Below are 18,133 nucleotides of genomic sequence, written 5' to 3' on the forward strand. Positions count from 1 at the left end.
TTTGGTTGACACAGTCAGACGATACGTTCTCTGTATGGGGGACTGAAATATGTGGTAGATATAAATCGACATGACCACAGCAGGTGATTCATCATTCGACGCGGGAAGCACGCTTCTCTCGACCGCCGCGATGGGGAGGGAGGGCGATATCGACTGTGTGCATCGATTGTCCGGCGATGGGGCGCGCGAACGAAACGTCCTCATCGTGACCTACAATCGGTCACCGGAAGTCGTGTTACAGCAGTGGCAATCGCGAATCGGCGACGAACCGACGGAACTCGGAATCATCGCCATCGGTGGTGGCAACGCACGAACCGGAACACACCGACTCGAACCACACGGCGATCAGAACTCCGTCTCGCTGTCGAACCCCGCGAGTCTCGGTCGACTCGAAACCACGATTCGACTGTATCTCGACGAATGGTCGGCGAACGACCATCCGACGGTACTCTGTTTTGACTCCGTCTCGACGCTCCTTCGCCACGTCGACCGAACGACCGCGTTTCGGTTCCTCGCGACCTTAACCGACCAGCTTCGGCATCTCGACGTCGTGGCACATTTCCATATCGTCCCGGACGCGCATGACGGTTCGACCGTCGCCATGCTCCGTTCGCTGTTCGATGTCGTGCACGGCTACGAAGAGACCGAACCGGCGGTCTCGGCCGACGTCCTCCTCGCGCTCCTCGGTTCCCCTCGCCGACGGCACGTCTGCCGATACCTCTGTGAGGTCAGCGACTCGGCGACCGTCTCCGGAATCGCACGACAGATAGCGATGTGGGAAGGGTCTGGGGTCCCGAGCGAGAACGAATACGAACGCGTCCACATCACGTTGTGGCACGTCCATCTGCCGGAGTTAGCCGAGGTCGGTGTTCTCCAACTCGATGGGAACGTCGTCTCCTCGGCCATCGATCGGGACGTGCTCGAACGATACGTGCAACTGACGACGGACGACTCGTCCACTGAACTGTTCCCGAGCCTCACCGACAGTGAGCGAATCCGAACGAACGATCCACCCGAAGACGAACCCGACGAAGCGTACTGGACGGTGTACGGCACCGCACCCGATTCTATCGTCGTGACGCTCGCTCGAGCGTTGGCGAACGTGCGGGACGTCCCACCGACGGAATTACAACCGATCCTCTCGGACGTCATCGACATCGATGCGCTCCAACGGCTCGCCGAGCACGAGGATATCTCCGTCTACGCGACGTTTCAGTACGAAGGATACGAGGTGGTGGTCGATAGCGGTGAGATCAAACTGTACGACTCACGCTAGCCACTCGTCCGGTTTCGTGTTGTAATCGACCTCAGTCGCCGCGATGTCCTCGACCGCACTCCACGGCAGGTCGCGCATCTCGAACTCGTCTCCGTCGTAGCGGATGAGTTTTCCCTGCTCTTCCGGTTCCGGCTCGCGGTCACGCCGTCGTGCGATTTCGGCGTCGCGCTCGTCGATCTCCTTCACGATGGTCTTGAGGTTCACCGGGTGGCCCCAGAGTTCGTAGATCCGTTCGAGCGTCCGCGTGGCCTGTTCGAGGTCGAGCATGACGCCGTTGTAGTGGTGGCCGAGCAGGAGTTCGCTCTTGTTGTCGAAGTTACCGTCGTAGACGGCCATCGTCGGCTTGCCGAAGTTCGTGAACTGGAGCATCAGCTTCTTCTTCACGTCCTCGTATTCCGTGCTCGTCACCCGGTAATCGCCGGTTGTTCGGCTGAACTCGTAAGTGAAGTACTCGTTGTCGGTGACGAACTCCTTCGTCAGGAAGCCGTCCAGGAACGTCACGTCGTTGTGACTCGACCGCACCTCGTACATCCGGTCCCAACCGACGGTGTACTCCACGTCTGCCAGCGCTTCCTCGGTGCTCCCGTACCGCTCGTCGTCCATCATGTACCGGGCGTACTGTTCCAAGTCCGCCTGTGGAATGGCTTCGAGGAACCCCCTATTCTGGAGCTTACAGAGCGAGAAGTGGCGTTCCGCCAACCCCTCGTACGAGAGCACCTTCCACGGATGGGCATCGACGTCGATATCGCCAGCTTTCGCCTGCTCCAGCGCTTCGGTGTCGATCTTTTCCGCCGGGAGCGATTCGAGGTCCGACAGCGTCTCGGACGTCACCGTTTCCAGCGCCGGGTCGGGTTCGATCAGTTCGTTGACCTGCTCGAAGTCAACTACGTCGTGGAAGTTCCGCCACGTGATGCCCTTCACGCGGAGGAGTTTACGCACGACTTCGCGACGGTTTTCGGTGTTCTCGATGTACTCCCACAGCTGTTTTCCGAGCTTGTACGGGTTCAATCCCGGCGACCCGAGAACGCGCGCTTGATGGTCCGCGTATTCGATGAACTCGTCGGACCCCGCAAAGCCCTCCTCGCCCATCATCATCGACTCCCAGTACGCGGCCCAACCTTCGTTCATCACCTTCGTCGTCTTCTGGGCGGCGAAGTAGTACGATTCGGTGCGGAGCATCTCCAGGATTTCCCGTTGCCACTCCTCCATCTCGACGGCTTTGCCCTCCTCGGGGTCGTAAGCACTTCCGTGGTCTCGGAGATACGCGAGCAGGTCCTTTTCGGGTTCTTCGAGCGCTCCCGCTTGTTTTTCCTGCTGGGCTTCGAGCCATTCGTCGTCGAACACTTCCTGACGAACCTCGTCGCTGAGGTTCATCTCGGCGAGTTGGTCGGAGATCTCGTCGGTTTCGTGCTCCTCGTCCTCCTGAACCCGATGCTGGTGCTTGAACGCCTGATGCTGATCGATGTTGTCCTGCAGACAGAGCACGTTGTCGATCCACTTTTCGACCTCCTCGCGGTCGATTTCCGGGTCGGCCATGATACGCCGAACCCTGTCGGCGTGGCGCGAGAGGAGCGCCGCCGCGTCGAGTTCGTCCGCGAACATCCGATACCAGCGGTTGTTGGCGAAGAAGTCCGAGTGGGCCTCGACGTGCGTGATGACTGCCTTCTGGTCGGACAGGCTGTTGGACTGTTGGAGGAAGGCGTGGGCCGGATCGTCGTTGATGACGATCTCGAACGCCTTGCCGCCGCCGTACTGGCCCTGTTTCTGCTGGCGGTCGTACTTCATCCCCCAGCGCCAGTGCGGGTACCGCTCCTGAAACCCGTCGTAGGCGATGAGTTCGTTCATCTCGTCGTAGTCGACGATCCAGTACTTGACCGGATACGGGTCGAGACCGAGTTTCCGCGCGAGGTTTCGGGCTTCCACGACTGGCTCCTGCAACTCTTCGGCCTTCCGTTGGGTTTCGATTCGCTCGTTCATGATGCCTCCGTGCTCAGGATTTCGTAAATCGCGGTCGTCACGTCCTCCGGACCGTTGACGTAGCTGACGGCGACGTTTTCCGAGTCACCGAAATGGCGCTCGACTTCCTCGGCGTGGGTCGCGTTGATGGCTTTGCCTTCGGGTTGCGTTTCGACGTAGGCGTGCAGGTTCGCTGGAATCTCCTCCATCCGGGGGATGACGTTCTCCTCGGTGTCGTTCCGGCTGTTCTCGCTGTCACCCGCCGCGAACACGTAGCGGTTCCAGTCGGCCCACGGGTACTCCTCTTCGAGGATGCGTCCCGCGAGTTCGTAGGCGGACGAAATCTTCGTCCCGCCGCCCGACCGGATGCCGAAGAACTCGTCGCGTTCGACCCGCCACGCCTCCGCGTCGTGGGCGATGTAGACGAACTCGGCGGTGTCGTACTTCCCGGTGAGATACCAGTCCAGCGGCGTGAACGTCCGCTCCACGAGTTCGCGTTTCTTCTCGCGCATCGACCCGGACACGTCGCGGATGTTGACGACGACGACGTTCTTCTCGCGCTCCTCGATGATCTCCGGGTAGCGGTACCGTTCGTCCTCTCGACGGAACGGGATGTTCTTGACGCCGTGGTCGCGGATTTTCTGGGCCGTGCTGGTCGGTTCGACCTTCGACTCCATCTCCTCGATGCTCGACCACTTCGTGCGCTCGTCGGCGGACAGGGCCTCGTAGTTCTCCTCGACCCAGCGTTTGGAGACGGTGAGGTTGTTTCCGCGTGCCCACCGGAACACCTCGTCCGGACCCCAGCCTTCGACGCCCATCGCTTCGCGGATGTAGTCGGGATCGAAGTCCATCGCCAGCTTGCGCTTCAGACCTTCCTTGAACATGCGCTCGAAGTCGAGCGTGCTGTCGGGGCCGGTCTTCGTCACGTCGGTGAAATCGCCCTCGGTCTCCTCGATGACCTCCTTCCCTTTCGGTTCGAGTTCGAGGCCGAGTTCGTCGTCCAACTCCTCGGCGAACTCCTCCGGGTCCATCTCGTAGTAGCCGTGTTCGTCCGACTCGTCGCCGGGGTCACCCTCCTCCTCACCATCGTCGCCGGGTTGTGGCTGTGGTTGACCGACGGGGTCGCCCACGTCGGGTTGTCCTTGGCCGACACCACCCCGGTCGCGTTGGTCGTAGCGGAACTCCGGGAGGTCCACGATTTTGATGGGGATGTGAATCTCATCGGGGAGACTCTGGCCGAGGTCACCGTATTGGATGAACTCGGCGAGGTCCTCACGGCGGTCCTCGCCGACTTCACGGTATCGTTCGAGGTCGTCTCTCAATCCCATTTGTAGCTCACCTGATTCATGACGTGTTGGCTCGTCAGCTCGGCCGAGGCGGGGGAGTAGCCGAACAGTTCCTGTAGGTTCCGTATCGTCTTCTCTTTTACCTCGGCCGTCTCGGTGTTCCGTGGCGGGTTCTCCCACTGGCTCGGGTTGAAATCCTCGTAGACACGGTGCACGTCGTCCCAGTCGTTGTTTGCGAGTACTGTTTTGATGATCGGGACCTCCTTCGGGTCGATATCGCCGACTTCGAACTCCTCGTTTCGGCTCTCCCACGCGTGGCGATTCAGCGCGGTGATGACCTTGTTCCGGCGGAACTCGGCCACGGCCGGACTCGGTTCGTGGTTCACCTCGTAGGCGTCCGGACTGAACCGACCGAGGTGCTCGGTTTCGAACACCTTCATCTTCAGCGCATCCGGCTCGATCTCTTCGCCGCGGTCGTTTTCGACGACCTCGCCGGTCGCCCACGCGTAGACGTGTTCGATGTATTCGGCGACGGTCTCCTCGTCCACCCGGCGGTCGCGCATGATGGCGTCGAGCACGTCGCTCTCCTGCTGTTGGAAGATGTAGTTCTTCACGGGCACGAGGCGGTTCTCGTACTCGGTGCGTTCGGCCGTCGAGAAGACGGGGGCATCCCCGATTCCCTCGGCCATCGCGTTGAGCACGTCGCGTGGCATGATGACCTGTTCGACAGCGTAGTCGGGGTGGTGGCGGTCACGGATATCGTTGAGCAGTCCGGCGATGGTATCGCGGGTGTACGTGACCGGAATGCCGCCCGCCCCGTCCGACGCGTCGTCGTCGAAGTCGAAATCGTCCTTCTCGATGCGCTCGTCGCCGTCCAACAGGTAGCCGCGGTCGAAGAGGATGGCTTTGTCAACGAGGTCGAGTCCGGCGGGCACGTCGCTCCCGTCGAGTCGGGAGACGACGCTGTACAACGCCGCCGATTCGATGGCGTGGGGTGCGATTTCACGCTCGTTGATGTCGTCGCCGTCCCGAACTCGAACGCCGATGGGTTCCCGAATTCGGGCTTCGAGTTCGTCGTACACGTCGGCCCGCCACACCGACGTCTCGTTCGTGAGTTCGCGCCTGATGAGTTCGGCTTCCAGACTGAGGTTCGTCAGGTAGCGGAACTCGCGGCGGTCGAGCCGCCGTTTCAGCGCACGAAGTGGGTCCGCCCCTCCAGCATCGGCGTGCTGGTTCAACTGCGCTTCGAGGTCCGGATTCGAGATGATGACGAGCTGGGTGTCGATGTCCATCTGGATACCCTTGTCCAGCTTGACCGCCTTCTCGTCGGGTACGTTGAGCAGCTTTTGCAGGAGGTCCGCGTGTTGGGCCGCGTCCTCCACGATGGTCAGCAGACCGTTGCCCTGCGAGAGGACACCGTCGTAGCTGAACGCCTGCGGATTCTTCCGCCCGCGCGAGTCGAGTTCCTGCAACATCCCCTGCATCCAACTGCCGACGAGGCGCTGTTTCGGGCGGCCGCTGTCCTCCGAGTGGAGGACGCCGATGCCGTCGCCGATGTCCACGACGTAGTTTTTCACGCGGAGATGTGCCGGGTCGGTGATGGCGGAGAAAAGCTCCTCCTCGCCCTCCCTGCGGTACTGCTCCTCCAGATAGTCGTACGCCTCACGGCTGAACGGGTCGAGTTTGCCGTCGACCAGCACGTCGAGGTTGTCGTCGAGTTCGGCGTTCAGCGTGTCGAGCAACCCTTCACGGACCTTCGGCGGGAAGACGAGCAGCGGGTGTGACTGAACGGGACTGGCGTACCAGTTCTCCTCGCTCGTCGCGACGGCGTCGTCGCCGTAGGTCAGTCCCGGCGCTTCCGTCGCGGTGGCGATGTTCCACTCGACGGTGTAACGCCGCCCTTCGGGCGTTTTCGAATATTCGCGTAGCCCGTTGACGAGACAGCGTTTGAGTTCGGACTTTCCGGTCGCCGTCGGTCCGGCGAACCAGATTATCTTCTCCTCCTTGCCGCGACGCGCTGCGATGGAACGCAGGTCGTCCACGAACGCGTTCAGCACCTCGGTGTTGCCGAGGATGGCGTGCTCGCCGTCGTTGTGCGGGTCGTCGAAGAAACTGTAGCGTTCCTTCTCCTCGCCCTCCTCGACCACCGTTCGCCGCCCCATCGACTCGATGGCTTCGAGGAGGTACTTGCTCGCGTGTGAGGCGATGGTCGGGTTTTCGAACGCCGCGTCTACGTACTCCGCGAGGCTCATCGGCTCCTCGTAGGTCTCCCGGAGTTCACGGTTCGCGTCGTCGATGTAGTCGCTGCCTTCGGTCACTGGTTACTCCTCCATTTCGGCGCGGGCGACTTCCGCCCCGGCGAATTCGAGCACCTCCTTGGCACCCTCGCGTGAGTAGCCCTGTTCTATCAGTGCGTCCACCCACGCGTTCTGTTCGTCGTTGTCCATTTCGTTCGCCGACACCAACGCCGAGAAGTTGATGTTGTGTTTCTTGTCCTCCCAGAGTTTCCGCTCCAGGGCGCGGCGCAGGCGGTCGTTGTCCTGCGGGTCGAACGCTTGTCCCTCGCGGGCACGTCGCGACACCCAGTTCGAGGTCTCCTGTCGGAAGTCGTCCTTGCGGTCACGGGGGACTTCGAGTTTCTCCTCGACGGCGCGCAGGAAGCTCTCGTCGGGCTCCTGTTCACGCCCGGTCAGTTCGTCCTCGACGGTCGAGTTGTCGATGTAGGCCATCACGTGGTCCATGTACTTCTCGCCCTGCCGTTGGATCTCGTCGAGGTCGTAGGCGAGCGCGTGGCGCACGTCTTCGATCGCGCGTTCGCGGTACTCACCGCGGACCGTTTCGAGGTAGCGGTAGTAGGTCTCGAAGTTCTCCTCGGGGATGGAGCCGTGATTTTCGAGGTTCTCCTCGAAGTGGTTGAACACCGAGAGCGGACTCAGGAAGCCACGGCTCCGGTGCGTGGAGTTCATGATGGCTTCCGCGATCTCGTCGCCGATGAACCGCGCCGAGACGCCTTCCATCCCTTCACCGATGTCGGCCTTCTCCTCGGCCTCCTCGCGGAGCTTCTTCACGTCCACGTCATCGGTGTCCTCGATTTCACCGTTGTAGGATTTGGCCTTCTGGAGAAGGTCCACCATCTCGGTGTCCGGTTCCTCGATCCGGGTCAACACGCCGAACAGCCCAGCCATCTCCAGGGTGTGCGGTTCGATGTGCACGTCGGGAACGTCGGCGTTCCGGAGCATCTTCCGGTAGATGTCGGCCTCCGACTCGTACTCGAGGACGTACGGGAAGTCGATGCGCTTCGTCCGGTCGTTGAACGCCTCCATCTTCTCGTCGCCCTTCTTGTCCCGGTACTCGGGCATGTTCGTCCGGCCGACGATGACCTGGTCGATGTCGATCCGTGGGTTGTTCTTCGGCTTGATGGTCTGTTCCTGGGTGGCGTGCAGGAAGTCGTAGAGGAACTCCCGCTGGAGTTTGAGCAGTTCCTCACCGCTGAAGATACCCCGGTTCGCGTTACAGAACGCGCCGGAGTAGTCGAACGCGCGCGGGTCGGATTCGCCGTAGATGGCGATCTTCGAGTAGTTGACGTCGCCCGTGAGTTCGGTCTCGTCCTGGTTCTTCTTGTCCTTCGGTTCGAACGTCTCGACGGACTGGCGCTTGTTCTCGTCGGCGACGAGGCGGAAGATCTCGATGTGGTTTTCGAGCACCTGTTTGATGTCGTCGTCGTAGTAGGCCAGCAGCGAGTCCATGTAGAACTCGCTGGCGGGGTCGAGCGCCTGTTCGTTCTTGATGGTGTACGGCGCGTCCAACTCCTCGTTGATGTCGTCGATGACGCGCTGGCGCTGTTCGAGCGGCAACAGGACGAGCGGATCCTGGTTCATTGGGGACCGAATCACGTCGTCGGACGGGTCCTGGTCGGGAATCACGTCACAGAGGTTCGTCCACCGGAACGTGTACAGGCGGCCGTCGTCTTGGAGGGTGTAGTCCTCGAAATACTTGCGGACCTGTCGGTCGAAGTCGGACTTCCCCGACCCGACCGGTCCGAGTAGTAGCTTGATGCGTTTTTCGGGACCGAGCCCACGCGCACCGCTTTTTACCTTGTTCACGAACTCGTGAATCGCGCGGTGTATCTCGCGTCCGTAGAACGTGTTTTCCCCGTCGAACAGGGGGTCTTCGGACGCTAATCGGTACTCGACGACGCCGGAGTCCTCGTCGTACTCCGTGCCGTAGTAGTCGAACATGTCCGCGACTCGCTGGTGGGCGTTTCGGGCTACCTTCGGGTCTTCGTATACCTCCCGAAGGTACCAGTCGAAGGACTTCGTTTCACGGAGGTCTTCCGGCATCGATTCCTGGTAACTGCGGCTGAGGTCGTCCAGCGTTTCGATGTCACCTTTCATTGTATCACGCATTGTTTGGAGCTTCGTTTGGACCAAGGGAGAGAGAGACCGACCGGGCGGCCCGATACCGGTGGGAAGTACGTAGTCGGCATGCAATCACAAAGTTGTGTCGGTCGAACCACCGCGATCGCTCTCCGGCGGGGCTTGTCGGGCGACGGCGTGCGCGCCCGCAGTAACTCCTGCGTCAATCGCGGGATCATATGCTATGCGTGCCATCCATCGCTTCGGAAACCAGTCAACTCGTTTCGACATCCGTTCGTCACGGAAGCGTATGGTTCGAGACCGTGTACCGTGCGGACTGCTACCACCCGATACTGTTTAATAGATAGGACGAGGGCATATATAACTGTTGTCCATACACAAGGCTCTTTTGATATAGATTAAGGACCTTTAAAGCCCAAAGTTAGGAAATAGTGGGCTTGTAGCGGTGAAATTCGATAGTGTGAAAAACCACCGTATAAACTCCATTTATATACTGGTCGATATCGTGGACAGGGAAGCCTTACCCACGTCCGTCACCAACCGCCGCTGTGTCCATCGAGAACCTTCCCGAGTCGTGGGTCGTCTGGCACGAGGAACCGAACGGACGGTGTATCCTCGCCTACCGTCCGGACGTTTTCGACACCCAGCAGTTTCCCTCCGCGTGCATGCCGACGCTGTACGTCACGCAGGGGACGCCGAATCGACCACCCCAGGAACGGCGGGCGACCGATTCGTGGTATTTCGAGTTCTTCCTCGAACCCGAAGTCACGCTTCCGGGGACACCGCAGTTTCCCGCGCGCGAAGAAGCAATTACGGCCGCCGTCTCGCTCGCCGCGGAGTTCGACCGAGGCGAGGTCGACTACCGTTCGTGCTATCAAGTCCCCCGCGAGAGATACCTCGACAAGTTGGACGAATTGACGGGGCGAGAGGCTTAACCGAGGCCCACACATACGCTCGCGTATGTCTACTATCACCCTCGTTGGCACCCGTCTCGCGGATGCCGGTCAGGAATTCGTCTACCAGGGCGAAGCCAGCGCCTGTGAAGGCTGTCCCTACAGAAATCAGTGTCTCAATCTCTCCGAAGGGATCAAATATCGAATCACCGACGTTCGGGAAGGCGCACAGACGCTCCCCTGTGGCGTCCACGACGACGGCGTGACCGCCGTCGAAGTCGAACCGACGACCGTCCGCGCCAACGTCTCCGCGCGAAACGCCTACGCCGGGAGCAAGGCGAGCCTCGAAGGACCGTGCCCACACGTCGGTTGTCCGAGTCACGAGTTCTGTGAACCGGCCGGTGCCGAGTTCGACGAGGAGTACCGAATCTCGAAAATCGTCGGCGACCCGCCGCACGACTACTGCATGTTGGACCGCGATTTGACGCTGGTCGAGTTCGACTCGAAGGAGAAATAGTCCGTTCTTCTGCGGTAATCAGTTTCCGAGCGCGCCGACGTATTCGGCCGTGTAGCCGAAGATGTCCTCGTAGCCGTACGCCGACATCAACACGGGGACGAACGGTTCGTCCGCGACCAGTTCCGCCCCGTCCGAAGTCGCGAACGCCTCCCCTTCTCCGACTCGTTGGAAGTTGTCCACCAACACTTCGAACTCCGACCCGCCGTTTTTCAGCACCGGCTGATCCATGCGGAAGACCTCGACTTCGTCGCGGGTTCCCGCGTTCACCGGATTCTCCCCCTCGGGTAACGGAAGAGCGCCCGTTCCCGCGAGGAATCCCCGCACGAGGTCGTAGGCGTTCCGGGCCGCTTCGTCCGATCCTTGGAGGCCGCACTCGACTTCCAGCGTGTGCGGGTGCGAGATGAGTTTTCCCTTGGTGAACACGTCCGTCTCGACCAGTTCGGAAACCGGCAGGTACGGACAGATCGACCGCGCAACGGCGTTCACACGGTCCACGAGCGCGAACGGTTGGGCGTACGACTGCGTCGAGTGCAAGGAGAGAACGGTACAGTCCCGCAACTCCGTGACCAGTTCGTGGGCCAACCGCTGTTCGTACGTCTCCGCGTCGGGGTCACCCGGAAAGACCCGATTCAAATCCTCGTTGATGTATCGGACACCCCGTTCGAGCGCGCGCTCGTTCGCCACGACGACTTTCACCGCTCGCTCCACGTCCGGGTTCTCAGTCAACAACCGCTCGACCGCCCTCGGACCGCACGGCTCGTCGCCATGAATCCCGGCGACGATTGCGACTTCCGGCGTCCCTTCACCTAACTGCTCGATTCGCATTTACCGAAGTCAAGTGTCGAAGCTTGAAAGCGCTTTACACTCGGATTTTTGCGGCAAAAGAAGATGTCAGAGCGGACGCTGAAGCGTCCGTTGTCATCCTCCATTTCGATCAAAGTATTTGACGATGAACCCCGTGATTTAGCCACAGATTCATTGCAAGACACGCACAAACAATGATAACCTTGGGCACACAACCCCCCAAGTATGGACGATGAAAATCCATCCGACGTCGAAACACGCTCGGGTGTCCCTTCAGAGCGTGTTTCGACGGAGGACTTCTCGGAGGACGTTCTGGAGTTGGATCACGTGTTTCAAGCGCTCGCGGAATCACGACGACGATATCTCGTCTACACGCTGAAATCCCAAACCGAATGGGAGTTGACCGAAATAGCGGTCAAAGTAGCGTCGTGGGAGACCGATATTCCGGAAGGGGACCTGCCGGAGGAGGACATCGAACGAACGTACGCCTCGCTCTATCACGCACACGTTCCGAAACTGGTGGACGAAGGAGTGCTCGCGTTCGATGAAGCGAACGAAATCATCCGGCCTGGACCCAATGCCGAACAGGTGGTAGCCGCGCTAGCGGGCGCAGGTGCAAGCCTCGACGCTCGGCAGGAAGCCCACGCTCGGAGGGAGATGGATGACACGAACGAGTGAGAGCGACGACCGTGCCGACGTCGATGGTGGCGACGACGACGGACACTGGACGCTCGTTCAGCAGGCACGATACGAACAGGGAGGTAGTTACGACCTCACGGCGACCATCGTCGGTGCCATCGCGGAAGCCAAGGGAGTGTCGCCGATGGAGTTGAATGACCCTGTCCTGTACGACTGCGTCGATGTGGCCGCCTTGGAGGACGCCTTCTTCGGACCCGACGTCTCGGGGCAGAGTCGCGCCGGTCTCGGCACCGTCGAGTTCACGTTTGGGGACTACCGCGTCACGGTCAAAAGCGACGGCTGGATTTCCGTGTACGAGTAGATTTCCCGTGGGTGAAGCTCATTCGAAACGGTCCGTCTCGCCGTGATCATCCTCGTCCACCGTCGGTCGCTCGCCGTCCAACCTGATTCTCCACCCGTGAAGAACGCTCGGGTCCGAGAGCGCCTCTTTCATCGTCGCGCGCACGTCGGCCACGTCCACGCCGTAGAAGTCATCCGGCACGCCGTGGAGGTACTGTAACGCTGTCTCGAAGAGCGAACGCATGCCCTCGTTATTCTCGAAGTCGAAGTGTTTGTACGCGCCCGCCGCGACCTGCACCATTCCGTGGAGGAACGCGCTCTCGACCGACCCGTTGCCGTAGTTGTACCACTCGTCCTCGAAACTGTCGTGGCTCGCGTGGAACTCCCCGGTGTTGAACAGTCGAACACCGTGAATCACCGCCGTGCGGAGGGTACCGTGCTCCCACCGGTTCCGCTCGGCGAGCCATCCGGTCGGTGACTCGCCTGGCAACGGCGGTGCCGCGGTCGGGTCGTGCGTGTGCTCGTCCATCCGTGATCCGTCGTTGGGGCTCCATCGTGTTTACTGTGGCTACTGACCCACGAAAAAGACAAAATCGTGCCCGCGACGGGCCGTTTCAATCCGATACCCCTACTGAGCCACCACCGCTTTGCTCGGCGGTGCCCGGGCGACTTCGTAGTCCCCGCTCTCGTCTACCGCGATGACTGCCCACTCGTAATCGGGATTCGAATCCCGAATACGTTTGCGCAGTCGTGTCGCGTTCTCTGCCCACGTCACGAAACATCGAAGCGTCCCATATGTCGGCATCTCCCCGGAATCTGCGAGGGCGGAAACGCGTACTTCGCGCCACTTTCGTCTGGCGCGAAATTCGTCTCCGTCGTCCAGAACCTCGTATCCGAGGCGGTTGAAAATCGACCTGGCCTCCTTGGTCGGTGGTGTGCTAACAGGGGCCATCCGTATAGACCTACCGCAGGGACCGTAATAAATGTTCTTGCGGATTCGAACAACTGTAAGGATTCGTTCAAAATATCGAAACGAATGGCCACTAGATTCGTTGAACCCACGGGTTTGCGTGTTGTTCGGGATAGACACGTACCTCACCGTCGGTTTTGAGGGTCTCGATTTGGCTGCGTGCGTCTTCCCGGTCCATGCCCCCGATGGCGACCGCCGCATCCAACAGCATGTCCATCAGCACGCCGTCGTCCGTGACGGCTTCGCGGTCGCCGCCTTCGGTCTCCATCGCGTCCGTCTCCATCACTCGGAGGTACTCGCGCAGGTCGGACCTTTCACTGAGTTCGTCGTGCCATCGTGGCGGATAGTAGCTGATTCGATTCCCCGGGAGTTCGTAAATGTGGCCGCCCCCGTGCCAGGAATCCTCGCTGACCAGCGCCTCGTCCACCGAGGAGGAAAAGCCCTCGTATCGAAACGTCATCGTGTCCAAATACTCCTCGAACAGTTCGCGCTCGACGCCCGCATCGGTGTCCCAGTGATGTTCCTCGACCAACCGCAACGCCCCGTCCAGCATGATGGTTTGGCGCTGGCTTTCCAACTCCTCGACCAGTTCCTCGTCAGTCGAAGCCATACTAACGCTCACGCCGCATGGCCCCTAAAGAATCCGGCCGATCTATTCGTGCGCCGCGTCCCACTCGGTCGCTTTTCGGAGGTTGCCACACCGATTGCACTCGATTCGACCCATCGAATCCATCGCGTTGTCGAGCGTCTCACAGTTCCCACAGAAGTAGCCGTATCGGCGGTCGAAATCGGGCGAGCGATAGACGACGAAGAAGGGTCCCTTCGATCCGCGAGTCCCATCCGATTCGTTGATGTAGACGGTTTCGTCGTCTCTGGTCGTCGCTGTATTCATCATACACCCTTTGTGGGTCCAGCGATTTAGGGGTGTTGAACATATCGAAGGAATCTTGTCTTCTCCCTGGAACACCTCGCCAATGGCTCTCCGTATCCTCCACTACTCGGACATCGAGAACGTCTACGATGACCCGGACCGGACTGGTCGACTCGCGGGGTGTATCAACGCGAATCGGGACCAACGGACGCTCGTCGTCGGGACCGGAGACAACACCGCACCTGGCGTTCTCTCCCTCGTCACCGAGGGGAAACAGGCACTCTCGTTCTTCGACGCTATCTCGCCCGATTTCGAGACGTTCGGCAACCACGACTTCGATTACGGGATCGACCGAACGCGTGAACTCGTTTGGCGGTCCCCCCAGACGTGGCTCACCGCCAACATACGCGAAGGCGACAATCGATTCGCCGCCGGTGCCGGAACTGCGCAGTACGCCGTTCGGGAAATCGACGGAACGCGGGTCGGATTCTTTGGCGTGACGACGCCCGAGACGCCCTCGATCAATCCGAATACGGAGGGATTGGAGTTCACCGACCCGATCGAGGCCGCGGAAGCGACCGTCTCCCATCTCCGTGACGAGGGCGTCGATTACGTAGTCGCACTCTCCCACCTCGGGCGCTACGACGAGGAACTCGCCGCCGCCGTCAACGTGGACGTGATTCTCGGAGGGCACGTTCACTCCGAACGAATCGAACAGGTGAACGGAACGCTCGTCACCCGTCCCGGTGTCAACGGCCACGTCCTCTTCTCCATCGAACTGGACGACGAACCGTCCGTCAACCGCCACCGCGTTGCGGACGCCCCCCGAGACGAGGACGTGGCCACGATGATGGAAGAACAGAAGGGGGGCTCCGGACTCGATTCCGTCGTCGCCACCGTCTCCACCCCCATCGAGCGAACCGAAACCACGACGTTCCGGGGCGAGAGCAGGATCGGAAACTTCGTCGCCGACGCGTACCGCTGGGCGACCGACGCGGCGGTCGGCCTGCAAAACAGCGGCGGCATCCGCGAAGGCGAACCCCTTTCGGGTGAGGTAACGGTCGGCGACCTCGTGAGCGTGCTCCCGTTTCAGGAACGGGTGGCTGTCGCGGAACTCACGGGAGCGGAGCTCCTCGACGTGCTTCGACAGGCCTACGACCCGACCATCGGTTTCGCCGAACACGACTGGTGGCACGGCCATCTCAGCGGGGTCGAACTCGTCTGGAACCAGGCCGAGCGGGCGGTCGAATCGGCGACCATCGGCGGGGAGACGCTGCTGGAGGATGTCACCTACACCCTCGCAACGACCGAGTACCTCCTCCAGAGCGACCGGGAATTTCCGGCGCTTCGGGAGGAACACCGCACCGAAACCGGAAAGCTACAGTACGAAGTGTTGGCCGACTACGCCCGCCGGTTCGGCATTGAACCGAAGATCGAGGGTCGTATCGCGCGTCGATAGACCCCGGCCAAGGGACCGTCACGAACGGATAGTAAACTTCTCCCCGGTGGGTCGCTTTCGACACCACATGACCCGCGTCCTCGTTCCAGTCCGATACCCGCTGACGGAACACTCGCGTCGAACGCTCTCGGAGGCGCTTCGTGTGGCCGAGGAATACGGTGCGGACCTCACCGTCTTACACGTCAACCTCTATCACCGCGGAAGCGACGTGACGCGAACCGATTTGAAACGAACCGTCGAAAAGGCGTTCGGTCGCGTCACCAACGCGAGATACGTCGTTCGGGACGGGTTTCTGGTGGAGGAGACGATTCTTGACGAGATCGCCGCGACACGTGCTGACATCGTCGTCATCGGCCGCAAACAGGTCGGACGCTGGCGGCGGGCGATCCGTCGACTGGTGGACGATCCGAACATCGAGACCTTCCTCCGCGAAAAGGTGGATTGCGAACTGATTACGGTCGGCTAAGTCAGCGTTCGTCGAATTCGACGGGTGACGGCGTTTCGGTTCGTTCCCGATCGGGTTCCATCGAGACGCGGGCGACGCCGCTCGTGTCGTCGAAGACGAGATGCGAGTGGGGGTAGGCGATTTCCACGTCGGCGTCCTTGAGTTCCTCCCAGATTCGTTCCATGATGTGTGACCGAACCCGGAGCATGTTGTACGGGTCTTTCACCCAGTAGCGGAGTTCGAGCAGGACGCCGTGATTCGCAAAGTCCCGTACCTGTGCGACGGGGTCGCTCGGATAGCGCGCGCTTCCGATGCGGATGTCGGGGCCCGACGCCACCACTTCCGGCGTATCGCGGGCCGCCCGTTCCATGATGGCCCGCGCCTCGTCGAGGTCCCCCTCGTAGGTGACTTGGAGTTGGAGCGATAGCCGGGAGCGGGTGTCCTCGGCGGAGTAGTTCACCACGTCGCGCTCGCGCATCGTCGCGTTCGGGATGACGAGGAACGTGTTTTCGAGCGTGAATATCTTCGTGTATCGGAGCGTGATGTCCTCGACGTAGCCACGGGTTCCCCCTTCCGGCGTGTTGGTATCGACCAGTTCGATGAGGTCGCCGATTTCGTACGGCTGGTCGGCCAGCAGGAACAACCCGTTGATGACGCTCCCGATGATCGGCGCGAGGACGAGACCCACTGTGGCGGAGAACACCGTCACCGAGAGCAGGATGTTCGACGCACCCAACCCGACCTGCGCCGCGGCGGTGCCGACCGCGAGGAACAGGATGATCCCACGGATTACAAGGAGGACCGTCTTCGTGATACTCGGCCTGCGGAAGCGGCGGGCAACCTGTCGGCCGACGAGGCTGACGACCAACTGTGAGACGTACCACCCGAGCAGGAGGAACAGGATGGCGAGAACGACGTTGTTGACGGAGACGTTCGTTGCAACTTCGTGCGCACCGACCTTTCCGAGCAAGTCGGATACATCGTTCACCACCTTTCCGAACGTCGGCATGATGCTCCCGTCTCACCCGACTAAGTAAAACCCCCTCATTTTCCTGTCACACGTGTCGAGACCGGGAGTGATAGCGGCGAAAACTAAGTCACGCCACGACAATTCTGATGTATGACTACCGAATCACGTCGGCCACGCGCCTCGTTCGAAATAAGCCACCACGAAGAACCGAGCGGCACGCTCCTCGCCGGTTTTTCCGAGTTCGGCCTCGCCGGACTGACCGCCGCGAACTATCTCGTCGAGCAACTCGACCTCGAAGAGACGGGTCACGTCACCGCCGAACAGTTGCCCGCGATCACGCCGTTCGAGAACGGCCGTCCCCGACACCACACGCGCCTGTTCTCCCGTCCCGACCTCGACGTGACCATCCTCGTCGGCGAACTGTTCGTCCCGGTCTGGGCCGCCGATCCGTTCGCCAGCGCGATCCTCGACTGGACCGCGGAAAACGACGTCGAGGAGATAGGCATCCTCTCCGGCATCCCGGTCCCTCACGGTCCCGACGAGCACCGCGTCTTCTACATCGCCACCCCGGATTACCACGCCGAACACCTCGAAGGCACGGGGCTCCCCGGCATGGGTCGTGGCTTCCTCGACGGCGTCAAGGCCACGCTCGTCGCCCGCGGCCTCGATTCGACGCTCGCGACCGGCGTGTTCGTGACGCCCGTCCACGCCCAAACCCCGGACGTGGAAGCCGCCCTTCGCCTCATCGACGCCGTCAGCGACGTGTACGACCTCTCGGTCGATACCGAACCGCTCGAATCCTTCGCGGACGAAGTCGGCGAGTACTACGCCGAACTCGCCGAACGCGTCGAGTCGGCAGGCGAGGCCGAACGCCCGGACGACCGGATGTATATGTAGACCCACCTTTTTATGCGAGGGTCGCGCAGCGACCCTCGATAAAAATCTGGACCAAAAGCACGGCGTCACCCCGCTTCCGTCGCAGGAAACGGCGAGTAAAACTCGCCGTCCCCGCTCCGTCGGGGGTTCCTTGGCCCGCTCGCAGAGCGAGCGGAGAGAACGCTTGCGCTTGGAATGGACGGGCCAGCCTATCGCTTCGCTGGCGATGAAAGTTGGACAAGCGACCACCGGCACAATCGCCCAAATCAGCCGGTGACACAACCGTGGAGACCAGCATCAGTTCCGGAAAATCTCCGATTTTCCGGGCCGACGACTGAAACGAAATCGTTCGAAAATCGAAGATTTTCGTGATGACGAGAGAGCTTTGCTCTCTCGAACCATGAAGGAGGAGCGCTTTTGGTCCAGATTTTGCCAGGAAGTGCGGTAACGCCGCGC

At 61.0% G+C, this 18,133-nt stretch carries 18 protein-coding genes; 8 read left to right on the forward strand and 10 right to left on the reverse strand.

Annotation, left to right across the window (positions count from 1 at the left end; translation table 11 throughout):
• Positions 1 to 70: 70 nt before the first annotated feature.
• Positions 71 to 1,276 (forward strand): HalOD1 output domain-containing protein, encoded by a 1,206-nt coding sequence (locus tag NKF25_RS13965; RefSeq protein ID WP_253227262.1) that lies wholly within the window; start codon positions 71 to 73, stop codon positions 1,274 to 1,276.
• Here NKF25_RS13965 and NKF25_RS13970 read toward each other — a convergent pair.
• From NKF25_RS13970 to NKF25_RS13985, 4 genes are read right to left on the reverse strand one after another with little or no spacing between them, the layout of a single operon-like run.
• Complete coding sequence (locus NKF25_RS13970) at positions 1,268 to 3,253, reverse strand: SpoVR family protein (RefSeq protein ID WP_253227263.1); 1,986 nt, start codon at positions 3,251 to 3,253, stop codon at positions 1,268 to 1,270. The two genes, NKF25_RS13965 and NKF25_RS13970, sit on opposite strands and share 9 nt — an antisense overlap.
• On the reverse strand, positions 3,250 to 4,560 hold the full coding sequence (locus NKF25_RS13975; RefSeq protein WP_253227264.1) for a YeaH/YhbH family protein: 1,311 nt from the start codon (positions 4,558 to 4,560) through the stop codon (positions 3,250 to 3,252). Before NKF25_RS13975 ends, NKF25_RS13970 begins: the two co-directional genes overlap by 4 nt.
• On the reverse strand, positions 4,551 to 6,836 hold the full coding sequence (locus NKF25_RS13980; RefSeq protein WP_253227265.1) for a kinase anchor protein: 2,286 nt from the start codon (positions 6,834 to 6,836) through the stop codon (positions 4,551 to 4,553). Before NKF25_RS13980 ends, NKF25_RS13975 begins: the two co-directional genes overlap by 10 nt.
• Positions 6,837 to 6,839: 3 nt before the next feature.
• Entirely contained in the window at positions 6,840 to 8,912 is a 2,073-nt protein-coding gene (locus NKF25_RS13985; protein ID WP_253227266.1) for a serine protein kinase PrkA, read from the reverse strand.
• 530 nt (positions 8,913 to 9,442) lie between these two features.
• Between NKF25_RS13985 and NKF25_RS13990 the strand changes: the two genes are divergently transcribed.
• Together NKF25_RS13990 and NKF25_RS13995 are read left to right on the forward strand one after the other, a co-directional pair.
• Positions 9,443 to 9,829 carry a DUF5820 family protein gene (locus NKF25_RS13990; RefSeq protein ID WP_253227267.1) on the forward strand — a complete coding sequence of 129 codons (387 nt, stop codon included), beginning with the start codon at positions 9,443 to 9,445 and terminating at the stop codon, positions 9,827 to 9,829.
• A 25-nt stretch (positions 9,830 to 9,854) separates the two neighbouring features.
• A complete protein-coding gene (locus NKF25_RS13995) occupies positions 9,855 to 10,304 on the forward strand; it encodes a UPF0179 family protein (protein ID WP_253227268.1) in 450 nt (149 codons plus the stop codon).
• Positions 10,305 to 10,322: 18 nt separating this feature from the next.
• On the opposite strand, the gene NKF25_RS14000 is transcribed toward NKF25_RS13995, so the two are convergent.
• The gene (locus tag NKF25_RS14000) at positions 10,323 to 11,129 is read right to left on the reverse strand and encodes a succinylglutamate desuccinylase/aspartoacylase family protein (RefSeq protein ID WP_253227269.1); all 807 of its coding nucleotides are present in this window, start codon (positions 11,127 to 11,129) and stop codon (positions 10,323 to 10,325) included.
• Positions 11,130 to 11,333: 204 nt separating this feature from the next.
• Here NKF25_RS14000 and NKF25_RS14005 point away from each other — a divergent pair, with 204 nt between their 5' ends.
• Together NKF25_RS14005 and NKF25_RS14010 are read left to right on the forward strand one after the other, a co-directional pair.
• Complete coding sequence (locus NKF25_RS14005) at positions 11,334 to 11,786, forward strand: hypothetical protein (RefSeq protein ID WP_253227270.1); 453 nt, start codon at positions 11,334 to 11,336, stop codon at positions 11,784 to 11,786.
• The gene (locus NKF25_RS14010; RefSeq protein ID WP_253227271.1) at positions 11,770 to 12,108 is read left to right on the forward strand and encodes a HalOD1 output domain-containing protein; all 339 of its coding nucleotides are present in this window, start codon (positions 11,770 to 11,772) and stop codon (positions 12,106 to 12,108) included. The genes NKF25_RS14005 and NKF25_RS14010 overlap by 17 nt, the downstream gene beginning before the upstream one ends.
• Before the next feature lie 18 nt (positions 12,109 to 12,126).
• On the opposite strand, the gene NKF25_RS14015 is transcribed toward NKF25_RS14010, so the two are convergent.
• The 4 genes from NKF25_RS14015 to NKF25_RS14030 all read right to left on the reverse strand — a co-directional run bounded on the left by NKF25_RS14015 (position 12,127) and on the right by NKF25_RS14030 (position 13,948).
• The gene (locus NKF25_RS14015; protein WP_253227272.1) at positions 12,127 to 12,615 is read right to left on the reverse strand and encodes a DUF309 domain-containing protein; all 489 of its coding nucleotides are present in this window, start codon (positions 12,613 to 12,615) and stop codon (positions 12,127 to 12,129) included.
• A 99-nt stretch (positions 12,616 to 12,714) separates the two neighbouring features.
• The gene (locus NKF25_RS14020; protein WP_253227273.1) at positions 12,715 to 13,038 is read right to left on the reverse strand and encodes a hypothetical protein; all 324 of its coding nucleotides are present in this window, start codon (positions 13,036 to 13,038) and stop codon (positions 12,715 to 12,717) included.
• A 91-nt stretch (positions 13,039 to 13,129) separates the two neighbouring features.
• Positions 13,130 to 13,666, reverse strand: a complete 537-nt coding sequence (locus NKF25_RS14025) for a hypothetical protein (protein WP_253227274.1) — start codon at positions 13,664 to 13,666, stop codon at positions 13,130 to 13,132.
• A gap of 42 nt (positions 13,667 to 13,708) precedes the next feature.
• Complete coding sequence (locus NKF25_RS14030) at positions 13,709 to 13,948, reverse strand: DUF5816 domain-containing protein (protein WP_253227275.1); 240 nt, start codon at positions 13,946 to 13,948, stop codon at positions 13,709 to 13,711.
• Positions 13,949 to 14,030: 82 nt separating this feature from the next.
• Between NKF25_RS14030 and NKF25_RS14035 the strand changes: the two genes are divergently transcribed.
• Both NKF25_RS14035 and NKF25_RS14040 read left to right on the forward strand, forming a co-directional pair.
• Positions 14,031 to 15,386, forward strand: coding sequence for a 5'-nucleotidase C-terminal domain-containing protein (locus NKF25_RS14035; RefSeq protein ID WP_253227276.1), 1,356 nt, complete (start codon positions 14,031 to 14,033; stop codon positions 15,384 to 15,386).
• Positions 15,387 to 15,453: 67 nt separating this feature from the next.
• Positions 15,454 to 15,852, forward strand: a complete 399-nt coding sequence (locus NKF25_RS14040; RefSeq protein WP_066145484.1) for a universal stress protein — start codon at positions 15,454 to 15,456, stop codon at positions 15,850 to 15,852.
• Position 15,853: 1 nt separating this feature from the next.
• On the opposite strand, the gene NKF25_RS14045 is transcribed toward NKF25_RS14040, so the two are convergent.
• Positions 15,854 to 16,840, reverse strand: coding sequence for a mechanosensitive ion channel family protein (locus tag NKF25_RS14045; protein WP_253227277.1), 987 nt, complete (start codon positions 16,838 to 16,840; stop codon positions 15,854 to 15,856).
• Positions 16,841 to 16,951: 111 nt separating this feature from the next.
• Here NKF25_RS14045 and NKF25_RS14050 point away from each other — a divergent pair, with 111 nt between their 5' ends.
• Positions 16,952 to 17,698, forward strand: a complete 747-nt coding sequence (locus NKF25_RS14050) for a PAC2 family protein (protein WP_253227278.1) — start codon at positions 16,952 to 16,954, stop codon at positions 17,696 to 17,698.
• Positions 17,699 to 18,133: the final 435 nt, after the last annotated feature.

This window comes from Haladaptatus sp. AB643, assembly GCF_024136975.1.
Taxonomy (GTDB): Archaea; Halobacteriota; Halobacteria; order Halobacteriales; family Haladaptataceae; genus Haladaptatus.

Excerpts from the sequence above, each read along its gene's own strand:
- NKF25_RS13965 (WP_253227262.1), top strand. The coding sequence starts at position 71 with ATGACCACAGCAGGTGATTCATCATTCGACGCGGGAAGCACGCTTCTC.
- NKF25_RS13970 (WP_253227263.1), bottom strand. The coding sequence starts at position 3,253 with ATGAACGAGCGAATCGAAACCCAACGGAAGGCCGAAGAGTTGCAGGAG.
- NKF25_RS13975 (WP_253227264.1), bottom strand. The coding sequence starts at position 4,560 with ATGGGATTGAGAGACGACCTCGAACGATACCGTGAAGTCGGCGAGGAC.
- NKF25_RS13985 (WP_253227266.1), bottom strand. The coding sequence starts at position 8,912 with ATGAAAGGTGACATCGAAACGCTGGACGACCTCAGCCGCAGTTACCAG.
- NKF25_RS13995 (WP_253227268.1), top strand. The coding sequence starts at position 9,855 with ATGTCTACTATCACCCTCGTTGGCACCCGTCTCGCGGATGCCGGTCAG.
- NKF25_RS14000 (WP_253227269.1), bottom strand. The coding sequence starts at position 11,129 with ATGCGAATCGAGCAGTTAGGTGAAGGGACGCCGGAAGTCGCAATCGTC.
- NKF25_RS14005 (WP_253227270.1), top strand. The coding sequence starts at position 11,334 with ATGGACGATGAAAATCCATCCGACGTCGAAACACGCTCGGGTGTCCCT.
- NKF25_RS14010 (WP_253227271.1), top strand. The coding sequence starts at position 11,770 with ATGACACGAACGAGTGAGAGCGACGACCGTGCCGACGTCGATGGTGGC.
- NKF25_RS14015 (WP_253227272.1), bottom strand. The coding sequence starts at position 12,615 with ATGGACGAGCACACGCACGACCCGACCGCGGCACCGCCGTTGCCAGGC.
- NKF25_RS14020 (WP_253227273.1), bottom strand. The coding sequence starts at position 13,038 with ATGGCCCCTGTTAGCACACCACCGACCAAGGAGGCCAGGTCGATTTTC.
- NKF25_RS14025 (WP_253227274.1), bottom strand. The coding sequence starts at position 13,666 with ATGGCTTCGACTGACGAGGAACTGGTCGAGGAGTTGGAAAGCCAGCGC.
- NKF25_RS14030 (WP_253227275.1), bottom strand. The coding sequence starts at position 13,948 with ATGAATACAGCGACGACCAGAGACGACGAAACCGTCTACATCAACGAA.
- NKF25_RS14035 (WP_253227276.1), top strand. The coding sequence starts at position 14,031 with ATGGCTCTCCGTATCCTCCACTACTCGGACATCGAGAACGTCTACGAT.
- NKF25_RS14040 (WP_066145484.1), top strand. The coding sequence starts at position 15,454 with ATGACCCGCGTCCTCGTTCCAGTCCGATACCCGCTGACGGAACACTCG.
- NKF25_RS14045 (WP_253227277.1), bottom strand. The coding sequence starts at position 16,840 with ATGCCGACGTTCGGAAAGGTGGTGAACGATGTATCCGACTTGCTCGGA.
- NKF25_RS14050 (WP_253227278.1), top strand. The coding sequence starts at position 16,952 with ATGACTACCGAATCACGTCGGCCACGCGCCTCGTTCGAAATAAGCCAC.